Below are 23,172 nucleotides of genomic sequence, written 5' to 3' on the forward strand. Positions count from 1 at the left end.
ATATATATAGATTTAAATGACTAAATATCTTTTCTGCAAAATTAATAAAAACCGAGAGGTCAGTCCATAAAATTATTACAAATTTGCAGTAAAGTGCAATTTATGGATACAAAACAATTAAAGTGGATTTACCTCACCATTCTTTCTCTAATCTGGGGCAGTTCTTTTATTTTGATAAAAAAAGGACTAATCGGTTTATCTGCACTTCAGGTCGGATCGTTCCGAATTATTTTCGCGTCGCTGTTTCTGTTGCTTATTGGATTTAAAAGTCTGAAAAAAATTTCCCGTCGTCAATGGAAATTTGTTGCAATAACTTCGGTTTTTGGGACATTTATTCCGGCTTATCTTTTTGCTATTGCCGAAACGGAGGTCAATAGTTCTGTAGTGGCAATTTTAAATTCGCTTACGCCTTTAAATACTTTAGTTTTAGGAATTATAGCATTTGGTATAACCTTTCAAAAAAGACAGGTTTTGGGTGTTGTTGTCGGACTTGTTGGATGTCTGCTTTTGGTTTTAAGCGGCGATTCCGCTGCGGGAGAGAATAATTATCTCTATCTTGTTTTGGTCGTGATTGCTACTTTGAGTTATGCAATTAATGTCAATTTAATTAAGAAATATTTACACGATTTAAATTCGCTGAGTATTACAACAGGAAACTTTGCCATTTTGCTTTTACCAGCGTTGCTTATTTTAAGCACAACCAATATCAGTCAAACAATACATGTTGCAGATACACAACATTCCATAATGTTTGTGCTGATTTTAGGAGTTTTGGGAACCGGAATCGCGAATGTTGTTTTCTTTAAATTAGTACAAATGTCATCTCCGGTATTCGCAACTTCTGTTACGTATTTAATTCCGATTGTTGCCTTTTTCTGGGGATTATTGGATAATGAAATGCTGACGACAATTCAGTTTTTTGGAGCATTTATTATTTTAATTGGAGTTTATTTGTCGGCGAAGAAATAAAGCAAAAGGGCTTCGACTTCGCTCAGCCTGACAAAAAAGAAAGTTACATAGTTTAGTGTCTCTGAGCGTCCCGAAGCTTCGGGAGAAGGGCGCTCCAATTGGAACGGAGCTTCTCCCGAAGCTTCGGGACGCTCAGCCTGACAAAACTTAGCGTAAAAAAAAGCTTTGTCAAAGTTTAAAACCTTGATAAAGCTTTTTTTAAGTTTCTAAGTTGCTAAGGCTCTAGGCTAATAAGAATCTTATAAACTTAGCAACTTAGGACCTCAGAATCTTCTAAAGAAAATCCGAATCAGAAACTCCTTCGTTAATCTTGATATCAGACATTTTAATATCCAGTTCGAAACCAACGTTTTGAACTAAATTAAAAGGAACTTTTACACCTTTTACTTCTTTATAATCGTTAAAATTGGTGATTTGTGTTACCGATTTTCCGCCCTGTTCACGAAGTTTAGATTCTGCTATTTTAAGGCCGGATTTGACATCATAGTAATAGGTGGTTTTTCCATCTTTTATAACATAAACTTCGGTTCCGTTCATAGGTTCAATTCCTTCAACTTTTAAGTCAGTTCTTTTTACAAGCTGTAATTCTTCAAAAGGAGCCGCATTCGCTTTCATTTCAGCCAGATCTTCGCCTTCCAGATTTTTTCTCTGACCTTGCTGTTCCACATAAGCACCTTTTTCATTCACAACCTGTTTCATTAAATTCATAGTTCCCATAGAAAGCGAAACCATCATTTTGCCTTTCGAATCCAATTTGGAAGTAAAGGTTAATGGAGTAGGAGCCTGCGGAATTGTTGTTGACCCATTCATATAAAGCGTTTTTACGGCAGAAACTGCTTTTTCTCCTCCGACTGCTTTGATATAATTCTCAAAAACTGTTTTTGCTGTAATATCTTTTGGAGCTTCTTTTTTAGATGCAGGTTTTTCGATCGGATTTCCGAATTTATCGTAATAAGAAATTGGAATTTGAAGTTTTTCTAAACTCGTAATGACATCAGAACCTTTTCCGACAATTACAATTCGCATATTATCCAATAAAAAATATTTGTTGGCAACGCGGTAAATGTCATCAGCCGTAACGTTATTTATGGTTTGGATGTATTTTTCATAGAAATCAGCCGGAAGTTTTTCTGTTTCAATATTTAAAGCGTAACGAGCAACTGCCTGTGGTTTTTCGACCTGCATAACAAATCTTCCGATATAACCGGCTTTTACATTTCTTAAAACTTCAGGATCAACTCTTTCTGTTCTGATTCTCTTAATTTCTTTTACAAACTGAACCACTGCACTGTCGGTAACTGTATTTCTAACCGCAGAAGAAGCTTTGAATTTGGTAACATATTTTCCGCTTCCAATACTTGAATTTGCGCCGTATGTCCACGCATGCTGCTCGCGTAAGTTCATATTTAGGTAACTGTTGAAATCGCCTCCTAAAATTTGGTTGGCAATTACGGCAGGAAAAAAATCCGGATCGCTCATTCTGAGATTAACCGTATTTACCAATGAAATCTCCGACTGAACTGCGTTTGGAACATCTACAAAATCAATTTGTAAATTAGAAACGTTTGCCGGATTGGGATATGTGTTTTTCGGTGCAGTCTGTTTTTTCCATCCGCTGAATAGTTTTTCTACAGCTGCTTTTACTTCTTTAAATTTAATGTCGCCAATAACCACTAAATAAGCATTTTCAGGAACAAAATAAGTATTGTAATTGTTCTGAACATCTGCAAGAGTGACATTTTTCACCGTTTCTTCAGAAAGGTATTCTCCGCTAGGATGATTTTTTCCGAAAGCCAGCACATCTACAACACGATTAGAAATTGCCGGAACGCTTTTTTCGTCTGCTTTCAATCCTTCAAGAAGCTTTGCTTTTTCTTTGTCAAATTCAGTTTGGGTAAAATTAGGCTGTAAAGCGCCTTCTGCCAAAAGCTCTAAAACACGTCCTGAATATTTGGACAAAGCACTTGCATAAGCACCTTGTGAGGTGAAATTAATATTGGCGCCGTAGAAATCAATTTCCTCGTTAAAAGCTTCTTTGGTTGTTTTTTTAGTCCCGTTACCGATAAGGCTGCTGGTTAGTTCGTCAACCCCTTTTTTGCTGCCTTCGGTAAATGGTGCATTATCCAGTGTCAGTGTAAAACTCACTCGTGGTAATTTATGGTTTTCAACAACCAACACCTTCATTCCGTTTGACAAAACAAAGGTCTGCGGTTTTTTGATGTTGACTACTGGGGCATTTCCTGGTTTAGGTTGTGGACGATCTTGTGCTTGCATAATTCCAGTTAGGAATAAAAGGATTAAAAAAGTATGTATTTTTTTCATGATTCGATATTCTTAGTTTTGAGATTTGGCTGTAGGAATATAATCTAAAATTAATCGCTGATTTGGATTCAGGTATTTCCTGGCAATTTCTCTAATTTCTTCTCTCGTAATAGAATGGTAAATGTCGATTTCGGTATTAATTAAATTGACATCTCCATAAAGTAAATAATAAGAAGCAAGATTTTCGGCAATTCCCTCTACGCTCGAATTAGCGTTAACATAATTATTATCGAATTTGTTTTGCAGTTTTTCATAATCTTTTTCAGAAATAAGGTCGGTTTGAATTTTGACAATTTCTTCGTCCATTTCTTTTAAAATATCGGCTGTTGTGTTGGGTGCCATTGGCAGACCGTATAAAATGTACATTCCGTAATCTTCCTGGCTAAATCCTACTGCGCCGATTTGCAACGCCATTTTTTTGTCGTCAACAATTTTTTTGTAAAGTTTAGAACTTTTTCCATCACTTAAATAAGAAGAGATCAGGTCTAAAACTCTGGCGTCTCTTGTTTTCATTGACGGAGTTCTGTACGAAGCCACAACCATTGGAATCTGAATGTTGGGATCCTCGTAAGTTGCTTTTATAGGCTCTGTGATAGGATCTTCTGTGAAAGTCTGTTTTTTAACTTCTTCGCCTCTCGGAATTGATCCGAAATATTTCTGAATCCATTCATTTGTTTTTGTTTTTTCAAAATCTCCGGCCACTACCAAAACGGCATTGTTTGGCGTATAGAATTTTTTATTGAAGGCCTGAAATTCTTCTAAAGTCGCGGCGTCTAAATCCTTCATAGAACCAATAGTAGTCCATCTGTATGGATGTTTTTTGAACATGTTTTTCTTAACCTCCGGCAGGATATTTCCATACGGCTGATTATCATAACGCATTCTTTTTTCTTCTTTTACCACTTCATTCTGCGTGTCAACTCCGATTTTATTAATTATAGGATGCATTAATCTTTCAGATTCCATCCATAAACCAAGTTCCAGACTATTAGAAGGAAAGACTTCATAATAATAAGTTCTGTCGTCAGATGTATTGGCATTGTTTACACCGCCATTCGCAGTGACGATTTTCATCCATTCTCCGCGTTTGATGTTTTGTGTGCCTTCAAATAATAAATGCTCAAAAAAGTGTGCAAATCCCGTTCTGTCAGGACGCTCATCTTTTGATCCTACATGATACATAACAGAAGTTATAACAACAGGTGCAGACGGATCATTGTGTAAAATGACATGCAGGCCATTGTCTAAATTGTATTCTTCAAAAACTACTTTTTGAGCATGAGCTACTCCGCCAAGCATTAATGCAGCACTTAACATCATTATTGATTTTTTCATAAAGATTAATAATTTTATATATCAAACAAGAGTAGGTAGACCAGAGTTGATTTTAGTTACATCAAAAATAGTTTTTTTTACTTATGAATTATGTTATTGGTTTTAAATAACTGCTATTTTAACAATCTTTTCCTTTAAATAAAAGTAATTTTGAATGTCAAACTGCTTGAAATACAGTGTTTTTTGAGATTAAAATAATTTTGCTTTGATAGATTGCACAATAAATTTTTAATTGTATATTTGCAACCTTAAAAATCAATAAATCAATTTGATATGTATGCAATCGTAGAGATAGCAGGGCAACAATTTAAAGTAAGCAAAGACTTAAAGGTTTATGTTCACCGTTTAGCTAATGAAGAAGGTTCAAATGTTACATTTGACAAAGTTCTTTTATTAGATGATAACGGAAGCGTAACTTTAGGCGCCCCAGCTATAGAAGGTGCTTCAGTAGAAGCTAAAGTGTTACAACACTTAAAAGGTGATAAAGTTATCGTTTTCAAAAAGAAAAGAAGAAAAGGATACAAAAAGAGAAATGGTCACAGACAATATCTTACACAAATTGTAATTGAAGGTATTACTGCAGCAGGAGGAACTAAAAAAGCAGCAGCTAAAAAAGCGGTTGTAGCAGAAGATGCAGCAACTGAAGAAGTTGAAGCTCCAAAAGCAAAAAAAGCAGCAGCTCCAAAAGCAAAAAAAGAAGCTACTAAAGAATAATAACAATATTTAAACTTATACGTCATGGCTCACAAGAAAGGTGTCGGTAGTTCGAAGAATGGTAGAGAATCAGAATCAAAACGTCTAGGCGTTAAGATTTATGGTGGTCAAGCTGCTATTGCTGGAAACATCATCGTTAGACAAAGAGGTTCAAAACACAATCCAGGTGAAAACGTTTACATCAGTAAAGATCACACACTACACGCAAGAGTAGCTGGAGTTGTTAAGTTCCAAAAGAAAAGAGATAACAAATCTTATGTATCTATTATTCCTTTCGAGGCTTAATATTATAAAGATTTACTTTTTACAAAACCCGTTCAGAAATGAACGGGTTTTTTGTTTTGGCATCACAGAGTGTTGTAAGAAATTCAAGTTTTAGATTTTGTTTGTACTTTTTGTCTTCCTGAGCGAAGTCAAGGAATATGCGTAACGGACGATATTTTTTCTAAGGAAATGCTTTGTGGAGTTTCTTGCGTTTTCTTCGACTTCGCTCAGGAGACGTAATTGGGTGAGGAAAAAACGAAAAAAAACCTTTGTCAAAGTTTTAAACTTTGACAAAGGTCTCTATATCTAAATCATTGGGATTTGGAATTTAAAAGAAATTTAATTTCTAAAATCTACTCCGTATCTTTTGTTTCTTCCAAATCTTCTGTTTTCCTTCCCACTTTTACTTTTGGATTGTCCTGCGTTCCTGTAACTGTAAGCGGTATTCCGAAAATACCAAAAGGAGGTAATCCTAAACGCATTTTTAAATTCATTTTCCCGTCCAGGCTTGTTGTTCCTTCAATTCGTGGTCTAAATCCTGCAAACTTAAATTTAAAGCGCTCCACAGTCATGATGTTATTTTTGATAGTGGTTTTAATATCTACTTTCGAAACGTCCGGATTTTTCATAGATTCCGAATTGGTTTGTTTGCTTACTGCATTAAACATTTTCAAGCCTCTTACTTTTACATCTTTTACAGAAAGAATTCCGCCACCTGTAAGCGACGGGTAGACAGGCTGCATATTGCCGTTTAACCGGCCTTTAAGCTTATAATCCAAAGAAACTATTCCTTGCGCTTTTTCAGCGGCACTGGCCATTTTTCTAAAAACTTCTATTTCATTATACGCTCTTTTAATGTCGAAATCGGCAGCTTTTATCGCGTAATCAAAATTGGCGTTTTGCGGTGTTACCGCCTGGTAATTGGCATTCATGGTAACATTACATCCAATTAGATTGAAACCCGTATGTTGCATGGTTAATTTGCCATTTTTCATAGTCAGATTTCCGGTGGCATTTTGCAGATTCAATTTGTCAAAATTTACTTTTTGAGCATTTGCCAGTAATTGCAAATTTAAATTGGAAGGAATAATGATTACTCCCGTCTGCGTGTTTTGTGCTGCTTTTGTTTCGGGTTGGTTCTCATTGCGGGTAACAGCTGCGTCAGGATTTGTTTCAGACATAAACTCATCAATATTAATGTATCTTGATGAAACTTTAAATGAGCCCTTTAAAACACCGTTTTTGGTCGTTACATAATTAAAAACGTTCTGCAGATATCCATTCATTTTAAAGTCAGATTGTCCGTAAGCGGCAAGGAAATTATTGAACGACATTTTATCCTGATTGATTTTAAAAACACCTTCTCTAATTATAAATTTCTTTGGAAGATATTCTGATGCAATTCCGATATTTCTTAATTCAAGAGTTCCTCTATTATGTAATTTGCTGTAATTTCCTTTCTCGGCGTCGCTTTGTTTTCCTTTCAGAACCAAATCGGCCTTGACAAATCCGTCGAGATCAAGTCCTTTTTGGGAGAAAACTTTATAAATTTTATTAACGTCCAATTCGCCTTTTGCTTTTACATCGTAATTTAAATCAGTAAAATCACTTAAATACGCCTCTACAAAAACCGGTTTTCCTTCAAAAGTAAATTGAGTTGGTTTTAAGCTGACTTTTAAATCCTGAAAAGTTCCTTTTTTATTTTCAATTTTCGATTTAATCGTAATGTTTGTAATTGGATTTGGATAATAAGGCGTTTTCAAATACCCGTTTTCCAGATTAATTAATCCGTTTGTCACGGGAAAACGTTTGTTTTTCTGGTCAAATATTCCATGTGCCGTTAAGTCTCCGGCCAAAGATCCTTTTAGTTGAATATCAGGAATTCCTAATGCTTTAGTGAGTTTTTCAAGATCAATCTTAGCCTTAAAATCGGCATTAATATCAGGTGTATTTATTCCTTTTATCAGGAATTTAGATTTCAGATAATCCTGCTTTATATTTAAAGATACATTTTGAGCATCAACAATTACCAAATCCGGATTTAAGGAAGGAACTTTTGTCTTAATATCTAAATTTAAGTTAGAAACCGGAAATGCACTTTTTTTATAATTAACAAATCCGTCTTTTAATTTGACATCCAGGTTAAGATCCGGCGCTATGTTTTGTGAGGTAATATATTTTCCTTTCAAAGTAAAAAGAAGATCTGTTTTTCCTTTTAATTCGGTTTCAGAAAGCCAGGTAATATATTTAGGAGGAAAAGCAGTAAAGACATCATACAAATCGCTGTTGTCAGATTTAATGACAAAATCCATATTGTAACCGTCTTTTAAAATGTCAAATTTGCCTTTAAAATCTACCAGCAACTGATTGATTTTAAGGTTATTTTGCTGGAAAAAGAAAGAAAGCGAGTTGATGTTTACTTTTGTAATCAAATCGGCATCAATTTTTTTGTTCATTAAATACGGTTCGTTTTCGTAAACGATATTTAGTTTTTCGATTTTTGCTTTCGAATACAAATCAAAAACAGCTTTGTTTAAATCTCCTTTTCCTAAATAATTAAATCCAAAAGCATCAAAATGAACTTTTGTAGATTTATCATCGTAAATAATTTTACTGTTTACAATTTCAATTCTCTCCAGTTTTAAAGCTGCTTCGCTTGTGTCTTTGGGTTGAGAAGTTTGTTCCTGCGATTTGTAAACGTTGTAATTTGCTTCTCCGTTAGAATTTACTTTTACATTGATAAAAGAATCGGATAAATAAATCTGATCGATTTTAACAGATTTGCTAAAAATTAAACTCGCTACGTTTATTCCGAACGAAACTTCTTTTGCAGTGATGAATTTTTCGTTTTTATAAGGTGATGACCCATTCAGACTTAAATTATCGAGTGTTAAAGTTAAAGAAGGAAAATGGCGGAAAAAGGAAACCGAAACATCAGAATAATTCAGTTCTGCGCTCAGTCTCTCGTTTGCGGTTTTTTTAATTTGCTCTTTAATCTGATCCTCAAAAACGATAGGCGTCAAAAATAATAAGGCTAAAATAACAGCGAAAGTTATTCCGAAATACTTCGCAATTTTAAATACGATAGATTTGGATTTACTTTTTTGCATAAAGAATTTGTGGTATTAAATAAAAAAAAGAATATAAAAAAGAGCGTAATTTAACCGTGAACGGTTTCATTTTTACCATAATTGGTAATAATAGAACCTTCATATTCAATCCATTCTTTCCAGCGTTTATCGATGTCAATATTGTCCTGGTATTTTCTGGCGAATCCTAAAAATGTCGTGTAGTGACCGGCTTCAGAAATCATTAGATCGCGATAAAACGTTGCTAATTCCTCGTCTTTGATATTTTCTGAAAGTACTTTAAAACGCTCACAGCTTCTGGCTTCAATCATTGCCGAAAATAATAATCTGTCGCAAAGAGCATCTCTGCGACTGCCGTCTTTTTTCATAAATTTAAAAAGCTCATTTACATAATGGTCTTTTCTTTCGCGACCCAACGTAAGTCCGCGTTTTTTTATCACATCATGAACCATTTGTAAATGTTCCAGTTCTTCTCTTGCAATAACCAGCATTTCGGTTACTAACTCCTCCAATTCAGAATTATAGGTGACAATACTAATAGCATTTGAAGCTGCTTTCTGTTCGCACCACGCATGATCTGTTAAAATTTCTTCGATATTTGACTCAACAATAGTGACCCAGCGAGGGTCTGTAGCTAATTTTAATCCCAACATAATTTCCCAGCATTTAGTTGCTGCAAAATTAGTGTTTTTTATTGCTAAAAATCAGAAATATCGAGGGATTAAGGTGAAAAAAGTACTATTTTGCAGGTTGAAAATTTTCACAATGAATCAGCAAAAAAAACTTCTCATTATTGGATTTGTATGGCCTGAGCCAAATTCTTCTGCTGCCGGTGGAAGAATGATGCAGTTGATCTCGATTTTTGCAGAAAACGGGTTCGAAATGACCTTTGCCAGTGCCGCGCAGGACAGTGATTTTATGGTTGATTTATCTGAATTTGGAGTCGCTAAAAAAAGCATAGAACTTAATTCTTCTGGGTTTGATGATTTTATAACTCAGTTAAATCCGGATGTTGTTCTCTTTGATCGTTTTATGATCGAGGAGCAATTTGGCTGGCGCGTTGCCGAAAATTGTCCAAAAGCTATCAGGATTTTAGATACAGAAGATTTACATTCTTTGAGAACCGCAAGACAAAAAGCATTTAAAGAAAAAAGAGATTTCAAATTAACTGATTTATTATCTGAAGAGGTTGCAAAAAGAGAAATCGCCAGTATTTTAAGATGTGATTTATCCCTTATTATTTCAGAATTTGAAATGAATATCTTAAAAAACATTTTCAAAATAAATCAGGAGCTGCTTTTTTATCTTCCATTTTTAGCTGATCAGATGAAAGAAGAAGAACTTTTAAATTTACCTTCATTTGAACACCGGAAAAATTTTGTTTTCATAGGAAATTTTCTTCATGAACCAAATTGGAATACCGTTCAGTATCTGAAAGAAGCGATTTGGCCTTTAATAAAAAAAGATTTTCCCGAAGCTGTTCTGGAAGTGTATGGCGCTTATCCTTCACAAAAAGTATTGCAATTACATCAGCCCAAAAGCGGTTTTTACATTATGGGACGGGCAAAAGATGCCGGTGCAATTGTAAAAAAGGCCAAAGTTGTTCTGGCGCCTATTCGCTTTGGTGCCGGTTTAAAAGGGAAATTACTCGAAGCCATGCAATGCGGAACACCCAGCGTGACAACCTCAATTGGTTCTGAAGCCATGCATGAAAATCTGGATTGGAATGGTTTTATAGAAAACGATCCCGAGGAGTTTGCCAAAAAAGCTGTTTTGCTTTATAAAGATGAAAATCTTTGGAAAACATCTCAAAAAAATGGAATCAAAATCATTAATAAATGTTACCAAAAAAGTGACTATTCAGAGGGTTTGATTTCTTCTGTACAATCGCTCTTAATGGATTCTTCAAATCATCGTCTTCATAATTTTATGGGTAATCTGCTGCAGCATCATAACTATAAAAGCACGATGTACATGTCTAAATGGATCGAAGCCAAGAATAAAAATTAAACATCCATTTTTCCAAATCCTACCGTTTCGCGATAAATTTGCGGAGAAACATCGGCGTTGGTTTTAAAGAAACGGCTAAAATAATGCTCGTCATCATAACCCAGTTCATAAGCAATTTCTTTAACTGTTTTATTTGTCAGGTACAATTCTCTTTTGGCTTCAATAATAATTCTTTCAGAAATTAAACCGGTTAAGGTTTTATTGAAATAATTCTTGGATAATTTTGCCAGTGCTTTTGGAGAAATATTTAATAAGTCGGCATAATTTCCGGCTGAATGTTTGGTTTTGAAATTCAGTTCAATAGCATCTTTTAAATTTTGAAGAATAAAAGGCTCTTTCGAATCCGGAACCGATTTCATTTCTTCCAGCTGTTCCGTTTTTAATCTTGAAGCGGTGATTAAAAAGATCTTTAAATAGGAAATTAATAATTCATACTGTGCTAATTCCGCATTCTGAATTTCCGCTTTCATCTGCTCAATTACCATTTTAAAAGTCATTTGTGCCTGTTCTGTAACTATCACATACGGCGGCTGATAAATATTATTAAAAAGTACGCCATTGCAGGAAACCTCTTTTTGGTGCATATGAATGCAGTAAAAATCGGGATGAAAATGAATAGCAATGCCTTCAATTGGCTCCTTTACACAAAGCATAAAAGGCTGGTATGGCGAGAAGGCGAGTAGTGAATTTTCCTGAAATTGATGTTCTGCAAAATCGGCTTTTACTTTGCCTATTCCTTTTGTAACCCAAATTAGAGAATAATAATTATTGCGTTGCAAGTGATCAAAATGGCTGTTGTCATCAAAAGTCAGAATTTTAAAAGCCAAATTACCATTCTGCGGATTTATTAAAGTAGAAACGTTTTGAGAACTCATAGTTTATTCATTTTGGAAATATAAAGATAGCTGTGAAATAATTTCGCAGCTATCTTTATACATTGTTTTTTATTATTGAGATATTGACTTATACTGTTGGAAAATCAATTTCAGTATTCGCTAAATTGTTAAAGTAGTTTGTCAAAACATTCAAAGCGGTATGAGCAACAGTTTCTGCAATTTCAGCATCAGAAATTCCGGCATTTTTTGCTTTATTTACATCTTCATCATTTACTAAACCATTTTTACTAATTAATGTTTTAGCCAATTGCAAAATAGCTTCTGTTTTTGCATCTGTAGAATTTCCAGTTCGTGCTGAGTTTAAAACTGCAGGATCTGCTTTTACCAATTTTTCGCCTATAAAAGAGTGAGCTGCTAAACAGTAATCACAAGAGTTGCTTTCTGAAACTGCCAAAGCGATCAATTCTCCCGTTTTTGCACTTAATTTTCCGTGGCTCAAAGCGCCGCTTAAATTTAAATACCCTTCCAATACTGCAGGAGAATTTCCCATTGTTCTCATCATGTTTGGTACAACGCCTAATTTTGCCTGTACAGCGTCGAATAAATCTTTAGTTTTTCCTGTTACTTCTTCCGGGTTTAATGCTGTTAATCGTGTCATTTTATTTAATTTTTAAAGTTATTATTTGTTATTGTCTTTTGACATTACAAAGTTGCAACTATAACAGATTTTAGAACATGGAGAATCTACGCTATGTAATGGACAATTTTCCCTGCTGTTTTTTTAGGAGCTGATCCAGCTTTCCGTCATCCCGATAGCTATCGGGACAAAAAACTATTTTCCCAGACCATAAAACGAGCTTCCGTTGGTCGCTGTTTTCTGGCAGGAAAAATTAGGCTTTTGAGCTCCGGGCTTTCCCCTTCAATCTCGGCTGAGGCATTAGTTTTCGTAAGAGCGCTTTGTCATTTCGACTGAAAGGAGAAATCGCACTCGTAACCACAAAGATTGGAGACTTGCTTTGCGGAGTTCCTAGTGTGATTTCTCCTTTCAGTCGAAATGACAAACAAGACGTAAAAAAATAGACTTTCTATAAAAGAAAGCCTATTTGTAAAATTATTTTTTAAAAATATTTATTTCAAAACCCCTTCAACAGCCTGAATTGTCGTTGCATGGTAACCCGATTTTGCTTTTTCAAAAACCTGTTTCGCCCAGACTTTTCCTTGCGGTGTTTTAACCATTTCTTTATACAGCATCATTACCGATCCGGTTCTGCTTATTCCGATTAAAAATTGTTCAATAGCAGGATAAGCAGGTTTATATTGGTGAATAATAGACTGAACAAACCACTGGCGTTTAATAATGAAATTTCCTCCTTTTGTAAAGTTGAATTCTTTGTCAATCGCTTCCATTTCTTTTACCGTAATATCAGCAGGAAGATGATCAATAAAATGTTGTTTTTCGGCAGTTGTTGTAATTTTTTTGCTTAAATCTGTAACGCCAGTTTCTCTCCAGCTTTTTTGAATGGCATCGATCGCATCAAAATCAGCAGCGCTTACTGGAAGTATATTTGATGGAATTCCTGGTTTGTAAATCCAGTCTTCCAGTTTGATTTTATCTGCTAAAGTTTTGTCGCCTTTAATAAGATTTTCGTTGATGTATTTAACGAAATCTTCCGTGGTGATCGATTTAAAAGCGTGCGAATCAAAATAGTTTTTAATAAAAAGATCAAATTTTTCACGGCCCACAGCGTTTTCAATTACGCGCAAGAAAGCATACCCTTTTACATACGGAATCATGCTGATACCATCGTCAGGATTTCTGTTTGTAAGGCTTACTTTTAATCTTGTATCCGGATTCGTATTTCCATATTCAGCAACATTATCAACTAATTCTTTGTTAGTGATAACGTTCTGCATTTCAAATTCTTTCTTTCCAAAAATGGCTTCTCCAATTCTGTGTTCAACATATGTTGTAAAGCCTTCATTAAGCCAAATGTCATCCCAGGTAGCATTTGTAACTAAATTTCCGCTCCAGCTGTGTCCTAGTTCGTGAGCAAGCAAACTTGTCAGTGAACGGTCTCCCGCAATTACGCCAGGAGTCAGGAAAGTTAAGTTCGGATTTTCCATTCCTCCGTAAGGAAAACTTGGCGGTAACACCAAAACATCGTAACGACCCCAACGGTAAGGACCATACAATTTTTCTGCTGCATTTACCATTTTCCCCAATTCAGCAAATTCATATGCAGCGTTTTTTAAAACAGAAGGTTCTGCATACACTCCGGTTCTCTTGTCAATAGCCTTAAATTGAATATCTCCAACTGCAATGGCCATCAAATAAGAAGGAATCTCTTTATCTTGTTTGAAAGTGTAAACGCCGGTATTATTTTTCTCTTGCGGATTTACAGCACTCATCACGGCCAGTAAATCTTTTGGAACTGTAACTTTTGCATTGTAAGTAAAGCGAATTCCGGGAGAATCCTGACAAGGAATCCAGGTTCTTGACCAGACACTTTCTCCCTGAGAAAATAAAAACGGTTTCTTTTTGTCTGCGGTTTGTTCCGGTGTTAACCATTGTAATGCAACCGCATCTTTTGTAGTGCTGTAATAGATATTTACTTTAGTAGTATTGGGCTCTATAGTAATATGAAGTGGTTTTCCGTGAAATTCGGTGTCTTTTCCAAGTTCAAATTTGGTTTCTTTTTCATCGTCTCCTAAAGTTATTTTCGTAATATTTAAAGTGTTTTCGTCGAAGATAATTTCGTTTCCTTTGCTTATATTATCAATTGACCAGGAGGCTTTTCCGGAAATGGTTTGCGTATCAAAATCAACTTTGATATCTAAATCCAGATGTTTGACCACCGCAAGTTCTGGTTTAGAGTAACTGTGTTCATCAACAACAGCTTTAGTTTTTTCGATTTGTTCTTTTTTCTGGCAGGCGATAGCTGTCAGAAATAAAGCGACAAGAATTAGTTTTTTCATTTTATGAAGTATTGAATTTGAGAATGAAAATTAAACAAAAAATCCCGTTTTGAATAAACAAAACGGGATTTTATTATGGTCTTCGACTAGGCTCAGACTGACAATGCAGGATTACGCCAACATTGTAACCGGGCTTTCGATGTATTGTTTTAATGTTTGTAAGAACTGAGCTCCAGTTGCACCGTCGATCGTTCTGTGGTCACATGCTAATGATAACATCATCGTGTTTCCAACTACAATCTGACCGTTTTTAACTACTGGTTTCTCAACAATTGCACCTACAGAAAGAATTGCAGAGTTTGGCTGGTTGATAATCGAATTAAATTCAGTAATACCAAACATTCCAAGGTTAGAAACTGTAAATGTGCTTCCTTCCATTTCCTGTGGTCCTAATTTTTTGTTTTTAGCTCTTCCTGCAAGATCTCTCACTGAAGAACCAATTTGAGATAAACTCATAGCATCTGTAAATTTCAATACAGGAACTACTAATCCGTCTTCAACCGCAACAGCAACTCCAATATTTACGTGGTGATTGATGATAATTGCATCTTCTTTCCATTGAGAGTTGATTTTTGGATGTTTTTTCAAGGCCAAAGCACAAGCTTTAATAACCATATCATTGAAAGAAACTTTAGTATCAGGAACAGAATTGATAGTTGTTCTTGCCTGCATCGCTTCGTCCATGCTTACTTCGATCACCAGATTGTAGTGAGGAGCTGTAAATAAAGATTCTGCTAAACGTTTAGCAATAATTTTACGCATTTGAGAATTTTTGATCTCTTCTGTGTAAACTTCTCCGGCAGGTACGAATACTTTTGGAGCTTCAGCTTTAGCTTCATCTGCTTTTGCAGCCGGAGCAGAAGTTGCAGCTTGTGCCTGAGCAGCTGGAGTAAAGTTTTCGATATCGCTTTTCACAATACGTCCGTTTTCTCCTGAACCTTTTACCTGAGATAATTGGATTCCTTTGTCAGAAGCGATTTTCTTCGCAAGTGGCGAAGCCAGCACTCTTCCGTTTGAAGTTTCAGCAGCAGCTTCCGGTGCTTTTTCAGCAGCTGGAGCAGCTTTTTCTTCAGCAGCAGGCGCCGAAGCTTCTGGTGCAGATGCAGCACCTCCCGCAGTATAATTTTCAGCAATTCCGGAAATGTCAGTTCCTGCAGGTCCGATAATCGCTAATAAGCTGTCAACCGGAGCAGTGTTTCCTTCTTCAATTCCGATATATAATAAAGTACCGGCATTGAAAGATTCAAACTCCATTGTAGCTTTATCTGTTTCAATTTCTGCTAATATATCTCCTTCGGCAACAGCATCACCTACTTTTTTCAACCAGGTTGCCACAGTTCCCTCAGTCATTGTATCGCTCAAACGAGGCATAGTTACAACTACAACACCTTTAGGTAGTTCAGTTGAAGCTTTCGCAGGAGCAGCAGTTTCAGTTTTTTCTGTAGCAGGAGCAGCTTCTTCTTTTGGAGAATCCGCTTTTGCTTCAGCGGCAGGAGCGTCACCACCAGAAAGAAGAGCAGAAATATCTTCTCCTTCTTTACCAATGATCGCTAATAAGGAATCAACGGGAGCAGTTTCTCCAGCCTGAATTCCGATATGTAAAAGAGTTCCTTCGTTAAAAGATTCGAACTCCATTGTTGCTTTGTCTGTTTCAATTTCAGCAAGGATATCGCCTTCGCTAATTTTGTCGCCTACTTTTTTTAACCAAGTCGCTACCGTTCCTTCCGTCATAGTATCGCTTAGACGAGGCATTGTTACTTTAATCGCCATGATGTTATAGTTTATGAGGTGTAAATGGATAGTCTTCTTGTGCGTATACTACATCGTATAATTGTTGTAAGTCCGGGTATGGAGATTCTTCAGCGAATTTTTGACATTCTTCTACTAAATCTTTTACTCTTTGGTCAATTACTTCAATTTCTTCTTCTGTAGCATATTTTTGATCCATAATTACATCTAAAACCTGAGTAATAGGGTCAATTTTTCTGTACTCTTCAACCTCTTCTTTAGAACGGTATAATTGCGCATCAGACATAGAGTGTCCTCTGTAACGGTACGTTTTCATTTCAAGGAAAGTTGGTCCGTCTCCGCGGCGTGCTCTTTCGATAGCTTCGTGCATTGCTTCGGCCACTTTAACAGGGTTCATTCCGTCTACAGGTCCGCAAGGCATTTCGTAACCTAAACCTAATTTCCAGATGTCAGTATGGTTTGCAGTTCTTTCTACAGAAGTTCCCATTGCATAACCGTTGTTTTCAACGATAAATACAACTGGTAATTTCCATAACATAGCCATATTGAAAGCTTCGTGAAGAGATCCTTGTCTTGCAGCTCCGTCACCAAAATAAGTCATGGTAACACCGCCGGTATTGAAATATTTATCAGCGAAAGCTAAACCAGCTCCCACAGGAATTTGTCCACCAACGATTCCGTGTCCTCCGTAAAAACGGTGTTCTTTAGAGAAAATGTGCATAGAACCTCCCATACCTTTAGAAGTTCCTGTTGCTTTTCCTAAAAGTTCTGCCATTACATTTCTGGGATCAACTCCCATACCAATTGGCTGAACGTGGTTTCTGTAAGCAGTAATCATTTTATCTTTGGTCAAATCCATAGCGTGCAGGGCACCTGCTAATACAGCTTCCTGACCATTATATAAGTGTAGAAAACCTCTAACTTTTTGTTGGATGTATAACGCTGCAAGTTTGTCTTCAAACTTTCTCCAAAGCAGCATGTCTTCATACCACTTTAAATATACCTCTTTTGTAACTTCTTTCATCTGAATTCTTTCTTTTGCTAAAGTTGTTTGTGTTATCGATTATTGTGCCTGTAACGCAAAATAGTTTCCTCCCACAAATTTGCGCCCGAAAGGTCGGGATGCAAAAATAAGACATTACATCTAAGAAGTAAAATTAAAACGCTACTTTTTGCTTTTTTTTACAAGAACTTTTTATCAAACATCAATGGAAGTAAATTTTTCAATGAGGACGATTTGTAAACTTCACCAATTTCTCCCATAAAATAGATTTCAATTGGAGTGTCTTGTTTTATCTCATATTCGGCAATTGATTGTCGGCATGAACCACAGGGCGGAATAGGAGCCTGCGTCGGATTAGTATCTGAAGCTGCTGTGATAGCCATTTTTAAGATTTTGGCTTCCGGATAAGCGCTTCCTGCATAAAATATGGCAGTTCGTTCTGCACATAATCCCGAAGGATAAGCCGCATTTTCCTGATTGGAACCCAAAATAATTTTTCCGTTATCTAAGAGTAAAGCGGCGCCAACCCTGAATTTTGAATATGGAGCATATGCTTTTTTTCTGACTTCGACTGCCTGATTCATTAATTCCTGAATTTCGCCGGGAAGTTCATTTAAACTGTCGAATATCGTAAATGAAGTTGTTATGTTGATTTCTCTCATTTGTTTTTTAGGGAAAAAAAATCCAAATTCCTAAAATGCCGGAATTTGGATTGAATTATTTTATTTGAATGTAATCTGTTAATAAGTCTCGTATTTGTCTCCAAAGTTAAATGTTAAAGAGAAACGAAGTGTGTTTTCAAGCGGATTTTTGATTTTTGATGCCGAGAATAAATAAGAAACATCAATTTTCATAATGTTGTATTTAAATCCTGCTCCTAAAGAGAAAAATTGTTTTGCTCCTTTTTCAGGGCTCTCATGATAATATCCTAAACGCATTGCAAAGGAATCCTGATACATATATTCTGCAGCCACACTGTAAGTCACTTCTTTTATTTCTTCGCTGAATCCTCCCGGAGCATCTCCGAAAGATTTAAAGATCCCCTGAAACCAGCCTATATCATTGTAATCTCTATATCCAATATTCGTAGCTTCCTGTTGGGATATGTCTTCAGGATCGTCGAAGTCACCATCTCCGTTACTATCTATTGCAGTTCCTGTACCCGGAGGTGTTGGCACTAAAAGTTTAGTGATTTCAGCACTTAAAGTTAATTTGTTATAATCATCAAAAATAAAATCAAATCCGCCACCTAATCTTAAGTTGGCCGGCAGGAAGTTGGAGCTTACATCATCATTATCATAACTTATTTTCGGACCCATATTCTGGAAATTAATTCCGGCTCTCCATCTACCGTTGAAATCCTGATAAGCGATTTCTTCTGATTGATAAAAAGCAGCAACATCAACAGCAAAAGAACTGGCCGATGAAGCATCTACTTCTTCTGAAGCCACTTTTAAATTTGAATTGATAAAGCGCCCGGCAACTGCCATAGAGAATTTTTCGCTTAATTTTAATGAGTAAGATCCGTCCAGAGCAAATTCATTTGGATTAACTTCTCTAACGGCTTCATTTGGATCTCCGGTATATCTTAATTCAATTCCTCCAAAACCGAAATAACGAAAACTTGCTGCAAAAGCACTTTTTTCGTTGATTTTGTTGTAGTAGGTTAACTGACCTAATGAAATGTCGTTTGCAAGGTCTGTTAAATAAGGGGTGTAACTAATAGAAAGCCCTTGCGCATCTTCTGAGAATGCATATTTTGCGGGATTCCATTGTTGAGAGAAGACGTCTGCTGAAGTAGCGACACCCTGATCGGCTAAACCTGCTGCTCTGGCATCTGCAGCTACTAATAAAAAGGGAACTCCTGTAACAATTGGTCTTGATTCCTGGGCTTTCGTGCTAAAAACAGCAAAAAAACAAATTAGTAAAAGTGATAGTTTTTTCATTTATGGGACTAATGTTTTGGTGGTGCAAATATAATTAATATTATAGGATGACAAGCTTTTCGTATTTTTCTGCTTTTTTATTTGTTAAATTAGACTTTACAGTCAGTTTGTAAATATACACTCCTTTTCCGATTCTGTCTCCAAAATCATCTCTTCCATCCCATGTAATGTCTCTGGATAAAAAACCTTCTGTTGTTATTGTCTGATTTTTGGTCCATACCACTTTTCCTGTAATGGTCATAACTTGCACCTGTACGTCCAATGCTTCGTACGGTTTATTATGTGAAAACCAAAATTGCGTATAAGTAGAAAAAGGGTTTGGATAATTAAGAACGTGAGACAATGATAATGAATCATCTCCTACAACTGTAAACTGAATCTCACTTGTAACGGGATTGTTGTAGACATCCCAGGCTGTAAAACTTATAGTATGCAATCCGGGAGCTAAGCTTCTAAGCGGAAAACGAAGATTTCCATTAGTGTAATCGTCTAATTTTGTCTGATAATAATCGTTCAAAATATAAGGATTACTTACATCGCCATCTAAAATCGCTACAATATCATGACCGATTCCGCTTGCTGTATTAATTCCGTTTTCGTCTTCTAAAAACGCCAAAAGAAACGGAGATTCATTTGTAATGCCCCCGGATACAAAAGTTTCGTCGTTCATATATAACTTCACTTTTGGACTTATATTGTCCTGAGGAGCATTTTCATTTATTCCGCCAATTTTAATCGTAGTATTATAACCGGTCTGGTTCTCTAATACTTCATTTTTTTTCGAATAAAAACTAATTCTTCCGTTGTCGACAGGAATTCTGATGTCTCTCGGAACAACAAAGCTAAATTCAAACTGCCCGTTGGTAACCGAAGCATTTCCTCTGAAAATAGTTTCTCCTAAAGTTTTAAATTGCATTGGAGGACTAAAGCCATCATTATTTAAAGTGGTATTCGTAATCATTTTGTCAAAAATAGCAGTAGCCAATTCTCCGTTATAATTACTTAAAATAGAATTGTTTTCATCTGTGATTTCTCCTGAAATTTTAATTTTTGATAACGATTTTAAATCCGGAATAGCCTGTGAGATCACAATGTCGTTCACTTTAGTTAAATTAATTCGGGGTTTCGGAATTGCCAGCATCAAAGCAGGATCTCCGATATAAAAAACGACATTACTTGCAGAGCTGGGATTTTCGTTTTTAGAAATTCTTAAGCATTCTGCTATCGTGTTATATTGGTTGGAGCCATACGATAAAAGGTTTTTATTTAAAGTTTTGTTGAAATCTTCTGCATTGGTCTGACCTATTTCGCGAATTGTAGTTAACATTGAAATAGCTCCTCCTTTTGGGTTCCAGTAAATATATTCTCCCGCAGTTGGTCTTGTTGGGTCATCAAAGCGGGAAAACTCACAAGTGATCGTTATAAATAAGGGATATTTATATTGATTGTTTAAATTCTGACTGTCTGATTTCTCCCAAATTCGCTCACTGGCCAATCCGTCCTCGCCGCCATGTCCTAAATAATTAAAGACTAAAGCGCCTTTTTCAAAAGCATTGAAAAAATCAGTTCTGGCTTTCGGATATCTTGCTCCTCCGGCAGAAGCTTCCTGGGTATACGAATCGAGAAATATTTTTTCGATATTAAAAAAAGGTTTTTCTGCTGAGATTTGATCAGCAAGTGCATTTTGATTCGATTGCAGCGTCTGATCGCCATTTTTATCAGAATCGTCACTAATCAGGACCACATTGTTTCTCCAGTTGCCATACGATTTTGCATCATAATAGTCCATTACTTTGTTGACCATTTCCTGTGCCTGCGCATTGTCAGCAACCAACATTCTTCCAACCGCAATGTCTATTCCGCCAGAGTAAGGTATAACAACTCCTTCATCAAGATCCATAAATCCGAAAAAGTCATCAGAAGCAAATCCAGCTTCTCCGACACTACTGCTAATGAGAGATTGATATATAGGTACAATATTACTGTTGTTGGTAACGCGGTCTTTATAATCGTAAGAAGCATCACCGAATAAATTTAAATAACGGATTTTTTTATCTGGCGAAGATGCATTGTCATAGATGTATTTAATACAATTTCTAATCGCGGCAATATCTTGTTTCCCCGATGAAAATTCCTGATAGATATTTTCTAATGAAATTACTTTTACATTTAAATTGGAAACTGTCCTGTGAAAAGTTGCTAATCTTTCTGCCTGAGAAGACAGCGATTTTGGTGTAACAATTACATAATCTATATCCTGAAAAGCATTTTGATTGTTTCTGAAAATGGTGCCTTTTAAATTTTGATTCGCAATTTTGGACTGATTTTCCTTTAAAGGAATATAATAATCGGCAGGATCTATTGCAATGTATTTTCTAATTTCACCGAGGTTTGCTTTAAAACTAAAAGAAGCCTGACTGGCATTTTCAACTTTTGATATATTATATAGGTCTGTAACATCCCAAATTTGATTTATAGCAGCTGCATTTGTAATAGTATAATTGACAATTCCTGCGGTCGAACCGGCATTATTATATTGAAATAAAAATTGCTTTCCGGTTCCGGTAAGTTTTCGCTTTGCCACTATATTAATGTAATCCAGATATCCTTTAGATCCGGGAACGCCATTATTATTATAGGTAAGTTTTATTTTAATATTATCTGATCCGGTAAAAGTTGTGTTTGCAGGCAGTTTTCCGGTGTAATATTTGGTTTCTGAATCTGTAGAAAGGGGAGGAAAGCTTATTGATCCGATATTTTGTCCATTCGATGAAATCGCAAATGATGTGTTTGTAAACGATGCCGATGCCGCGCTAACTTCGACTTTTACAGGAATGGTGGTGTCAAGATTTGGAAAGTTAAATGAAAATTCCTGTTCCTGATTAATATCAAATGATTCTCCCAGCCACTGCCGACCCAGATGAACAATGTTGGTTTGATCGATTTCATGAAATTGATAGTCATCAAACGTGTTCAGTTCTAAACCCGCAATTCCGATTGGTTGATTTAGGTTTGCAATACGTTTTCCTTCGTTTCCTGAAAAGGTTACATAATAATAGGACTTGTTGTCGAATAGATTTAAATTAGTCTGGCTTTCGGAGTTCCAGTTCTCTGTACCTTCTGCGTAAAAAAGTATATAGTCTTCGTTATTGAAAATGCCATCGTTTTCGCCAATAACCTGAATGGCATTCTCGGTTAAATCTTCAGGATAATAGGTGTTGTTGGCCAGAGGAAGCATTCTTCCGCCATTTCCATAGATTTTTATTCTTCGAGGATCAGCTTTAGAGGCATCTAAGCCTAAACTTTGTAGAAATGATTTATTTATTTTATATACACCAGACTTCTCAATGTAAAATCTATACCAATCTCCCGATGCTAAAACAGAATTTGCAATTGCAGCTGGTTTTTGATAAGTAGAAGGGTTTGAGCTTCTTGCAGAAGAATTACTAATATAGTAAGAAAATGATGTAAGACGTTTGTAGCCATTTCCATCCTTTACAATCGGGTTTAAAAACAGAAATGTGTGCTTTAAATCTCTCGAGTTGGTAATAATCAGCGATGCATTTAGATTTTGAGGTATGTTTTCAATAGCCAAATCTCCTAAATCTGTTCTCGAAACAGACTCGTAAATTGGGTTGGTAATTTGGACTGAGCTGCCGTTTGAAATGCCTTGCTGGTTTAAATTCTGGAGCAGTGTTATGCTTTTTTTTGTGCCGTCAAAGCGAAAACTGCTTCCTGTAAAGTGCGGAATTATCATTTTGTTTTCCCCGTAATTCATCTCTTTTTTATCTTGCCAATTTATTGTAATGCTCCCATTTATCTGGGAAAATGAGATAATTGGGAGTAAAAAAAGATAAAGAAATAAAGCTTGTTTCATCACTCAAAAATACGGGTTTTATTTAAAAAAAATATAGTAAGTAAAAATATAGTATTTCATGTTACAGTAAATAATAAAAAGT

Annotated in this window: 16 protein-coding genes; 4 read left to right on the plus strand and 12 right to left on the minus strand. The window is 35.8% G+C overall.

The window, feature by feature from the left end; all coding sequences use genetic code 11:
• The first annotated feature begins 102 nt into the window (after positions 1-102).
• Positions 103-969, plus strand: a complete 867-nt coding sequence (locus ABEB31_RS05490; RefSeq protein ID WP_347050349.1) for a DMT family transporter — start codon at positions 103-105, stop codon at positions 967-969.
• 273 nt (positions 970-1,242) lie between these two features.
• Here ABEB31_RS05490 and ABEB31_RS05495 read toward each other — a convergent pair whose 3' ends face one another.
• Positions 1,243-3,291, minus strand: a complete 2,049-nt coding sequence (locus tag ABEB31_RS05495) for an insulinase family protein (RefSeq protein WP_347050350.1) — start codon at positions 3,289-3,291, stop codon at positions 1,243-1,245.
• 12 nt (positions 3,292-3,303) lie between these two features.
• Positions 3,304-4,626, minus strand: a complete 1,323-nt coding sequence (locus tag ABEB31_RS05500; RefSeq protein ID WP_347050351.1) for a M16 family metallopeptidase — start codon at positions 4,624-4,626, stop codon at positions 3,304-3,306.
• 273 nt (positions 4,627-4,899) lie between these two features.
• Between ABEB31_RS05500 and rplU the strand changes: the two genes are divergently transcribed.
• Complete coding sequence (gene rplU / locus ABEB31_RS05505; RefSeq protein WP_347050352.1) at positions 4,900-5,340, plus strand: 50S ribosomal protein L21; 441 nt, start codon at positions 4,900-4,902, stop codon at positions 5,338-5,340.
• A gap of 24 nt (positions 5,341-5,364) precedes the next feature.
• Positions 5,365-5,625: a 50S ribosomal protein L27 gene (gene rpmA / locus ABEB31_RS05510; RefSeq protein ID WP_012023622.1), complete on the plus strand. Its 261-nt coding sequence runs from the start codon at positions 5,365-5,367 to the stop codon at positions 5,623-5,625.
• 332 nt (positions 5,626-5,957) lie between these two features.
• Here rpmA and ABEB31_RS05515 read toward each other — a convergent pair whose 3' ends face one another.
• Together ABEB31_RS05515 and ABEB31_RS05520 are read right to left on the minus strand one after the other, a co-directional pair.
• Entirely contained in the window at positions 5,958-8,714 is a 2,757-nt protein-coding gene (locus ABEB31_RS05515) for an AsmA-like C-terminal region-containing protein (RefSeq protein WP_347050353.1), read from the minus strand.
• A gap of 50 nt (positions 8,715-8,764) precedes the next feature.
• Entirely contained in the window at positions 8,765-9,346 is a 582-nt protein-coding gene (locus ABEB31_RS05520; protein ID WP_347050354.1) for a MiaE family protein, read from the minus strand.
• 112 nt (positions 9,347-9,458) lie between these two features.
• Between ABEB31_RS05520 and ABEB31_RS05525 the strand changes: the two genes are divergently transcribed.
• Positions 9,459-10,703 carry a glycosyltransferase gene (locus ABEB31_RS05525; RefSeq protein WP_347050355.1) on the plus strand — a complete coding sequence of 415 codons (1,245 nt, stop codon included), beginning with the start codon at positions 9,459-9,461 and terminating at the stop codon, positions 10,701-10,703.
• On the opposite strand, the gene ABEB31_RS05530 is transcribed toward ABEB31_RS05525, so the two are convergent.
• The 8 genes from ABEB31_RS05530 to porU form a co-directional block, all read right to left on the minus strand.
• Positions 10,700-11,578, minus strand: a complete 879-nt coding sequence (locus ABEB31_RS05530; protein ID WP_347050356.1) for a helix-turn-helix domain-containing protein — start codon at positions 11,576-11,578, stop codon at positions 10,700-10,702. The genes ABEB31_RS05525 and ABEB31_RS05530 overlap by 4 nt on opposite strands.
• A gap of 88 nt (positions 11,579-11,666) precedes the next feature.
• Positions 11,667-12,197 carry a carboxymuconolactone decarboxylase family protein gene (locus ABEB31_RS05535; RefSeq protein ID WP_347050357.1) on the minus strand — a complete coding sequence of 177 codons (531 nt, stop codon included), beginning with the start codon at positions 12,195-12,197 and terminating at the stop codon, positions 11,667-11,669.
• Between the two features lie 470 nt (positions 12,198-12,667).
• The gene (locus ABEB31_RS05540) at positions 12,668-14,515 is read right to left on the minus strand and encodes a hydrolase/aminopeptidase (RefSeq protein WP_347050358.1); all 1,848 of its coding nucleotides are present in this window, start codon (positions 14,513-14,515) and stop codon (positions 12,668-12,670) included.
• Positions 14,516-14,626: 111 nt separating this feature from the next.
• Entirely contained in the window at positions 14,627-16,285 is a 1,659-nt protein-coding gene (locus tag ABEB31_RS05545; RefSeq protein ID WP_347050359.1) for a dihydrolipoamide acetyltransferase family protein, read from the minus strand.
• A gap of 4 nt (positions 16,286-16,289) precedes the next feature.
• Complete coding sequence (gene pdhA, locus ABEB31_RS05550) at positions 16,290-17,288, minus strand: pyruvate dehydrogenase (acetyl-transferring) E1 component subunit alpha (RefSeq protein WP_347050360.1); 999 nt, start codon at positions 17,286-17,288, stop codon at positions 16,290-16,292.
• Between the two features lie 158 nt (positions 17,289-17,446).
• A complete protein-coding gene (gene cdd, locus ABEB31_RS05555; RefSeq protein WP_347050361.1) occupies positions 17,447-17,929 on the minus strand; it encodes a cytidine deaminase in 483 nt (160 codons plus the stop codon).
• Between the two features lie 78 nt (positions 17,930-18,007).
• Positions 18,008-19,213 (minus strand): type IX secretion system outer membrane channel protein PorV, encoded by a 1,206-nt coding sequence (gene porV / locus ABEB31_RS05560; protein ID WP_347050362.1) that lies wholly within the window; start codon positions 19,211-19,213, stop codon positions 18,008-18,010.
• Positions 19,214-19,253: 40 nt separating this feature from the next.
• Entirely contained in the window at positions 19,254-23,090 is a 3,837-nt protein-coding gene (gene porU / locus ABEB31_RS05565) for a type IX secretion system sortase PorU (protein ID WP_347050363.1), read from the minus strand.
• Between the last annotated feature and the right edge of the window lie 82 nt (positions 23,091-23,172).

This window comes from Flavobacterium olei, from assembly GCF_039749035.1.
In the GTDB taxonomy this organism is placed as follows: Bacteria; Bacteroidota; Bacteroidia; order Flavobacteriales; family Flavobacteriaceae; genus Flavobacterium; species Flavobacterium olei.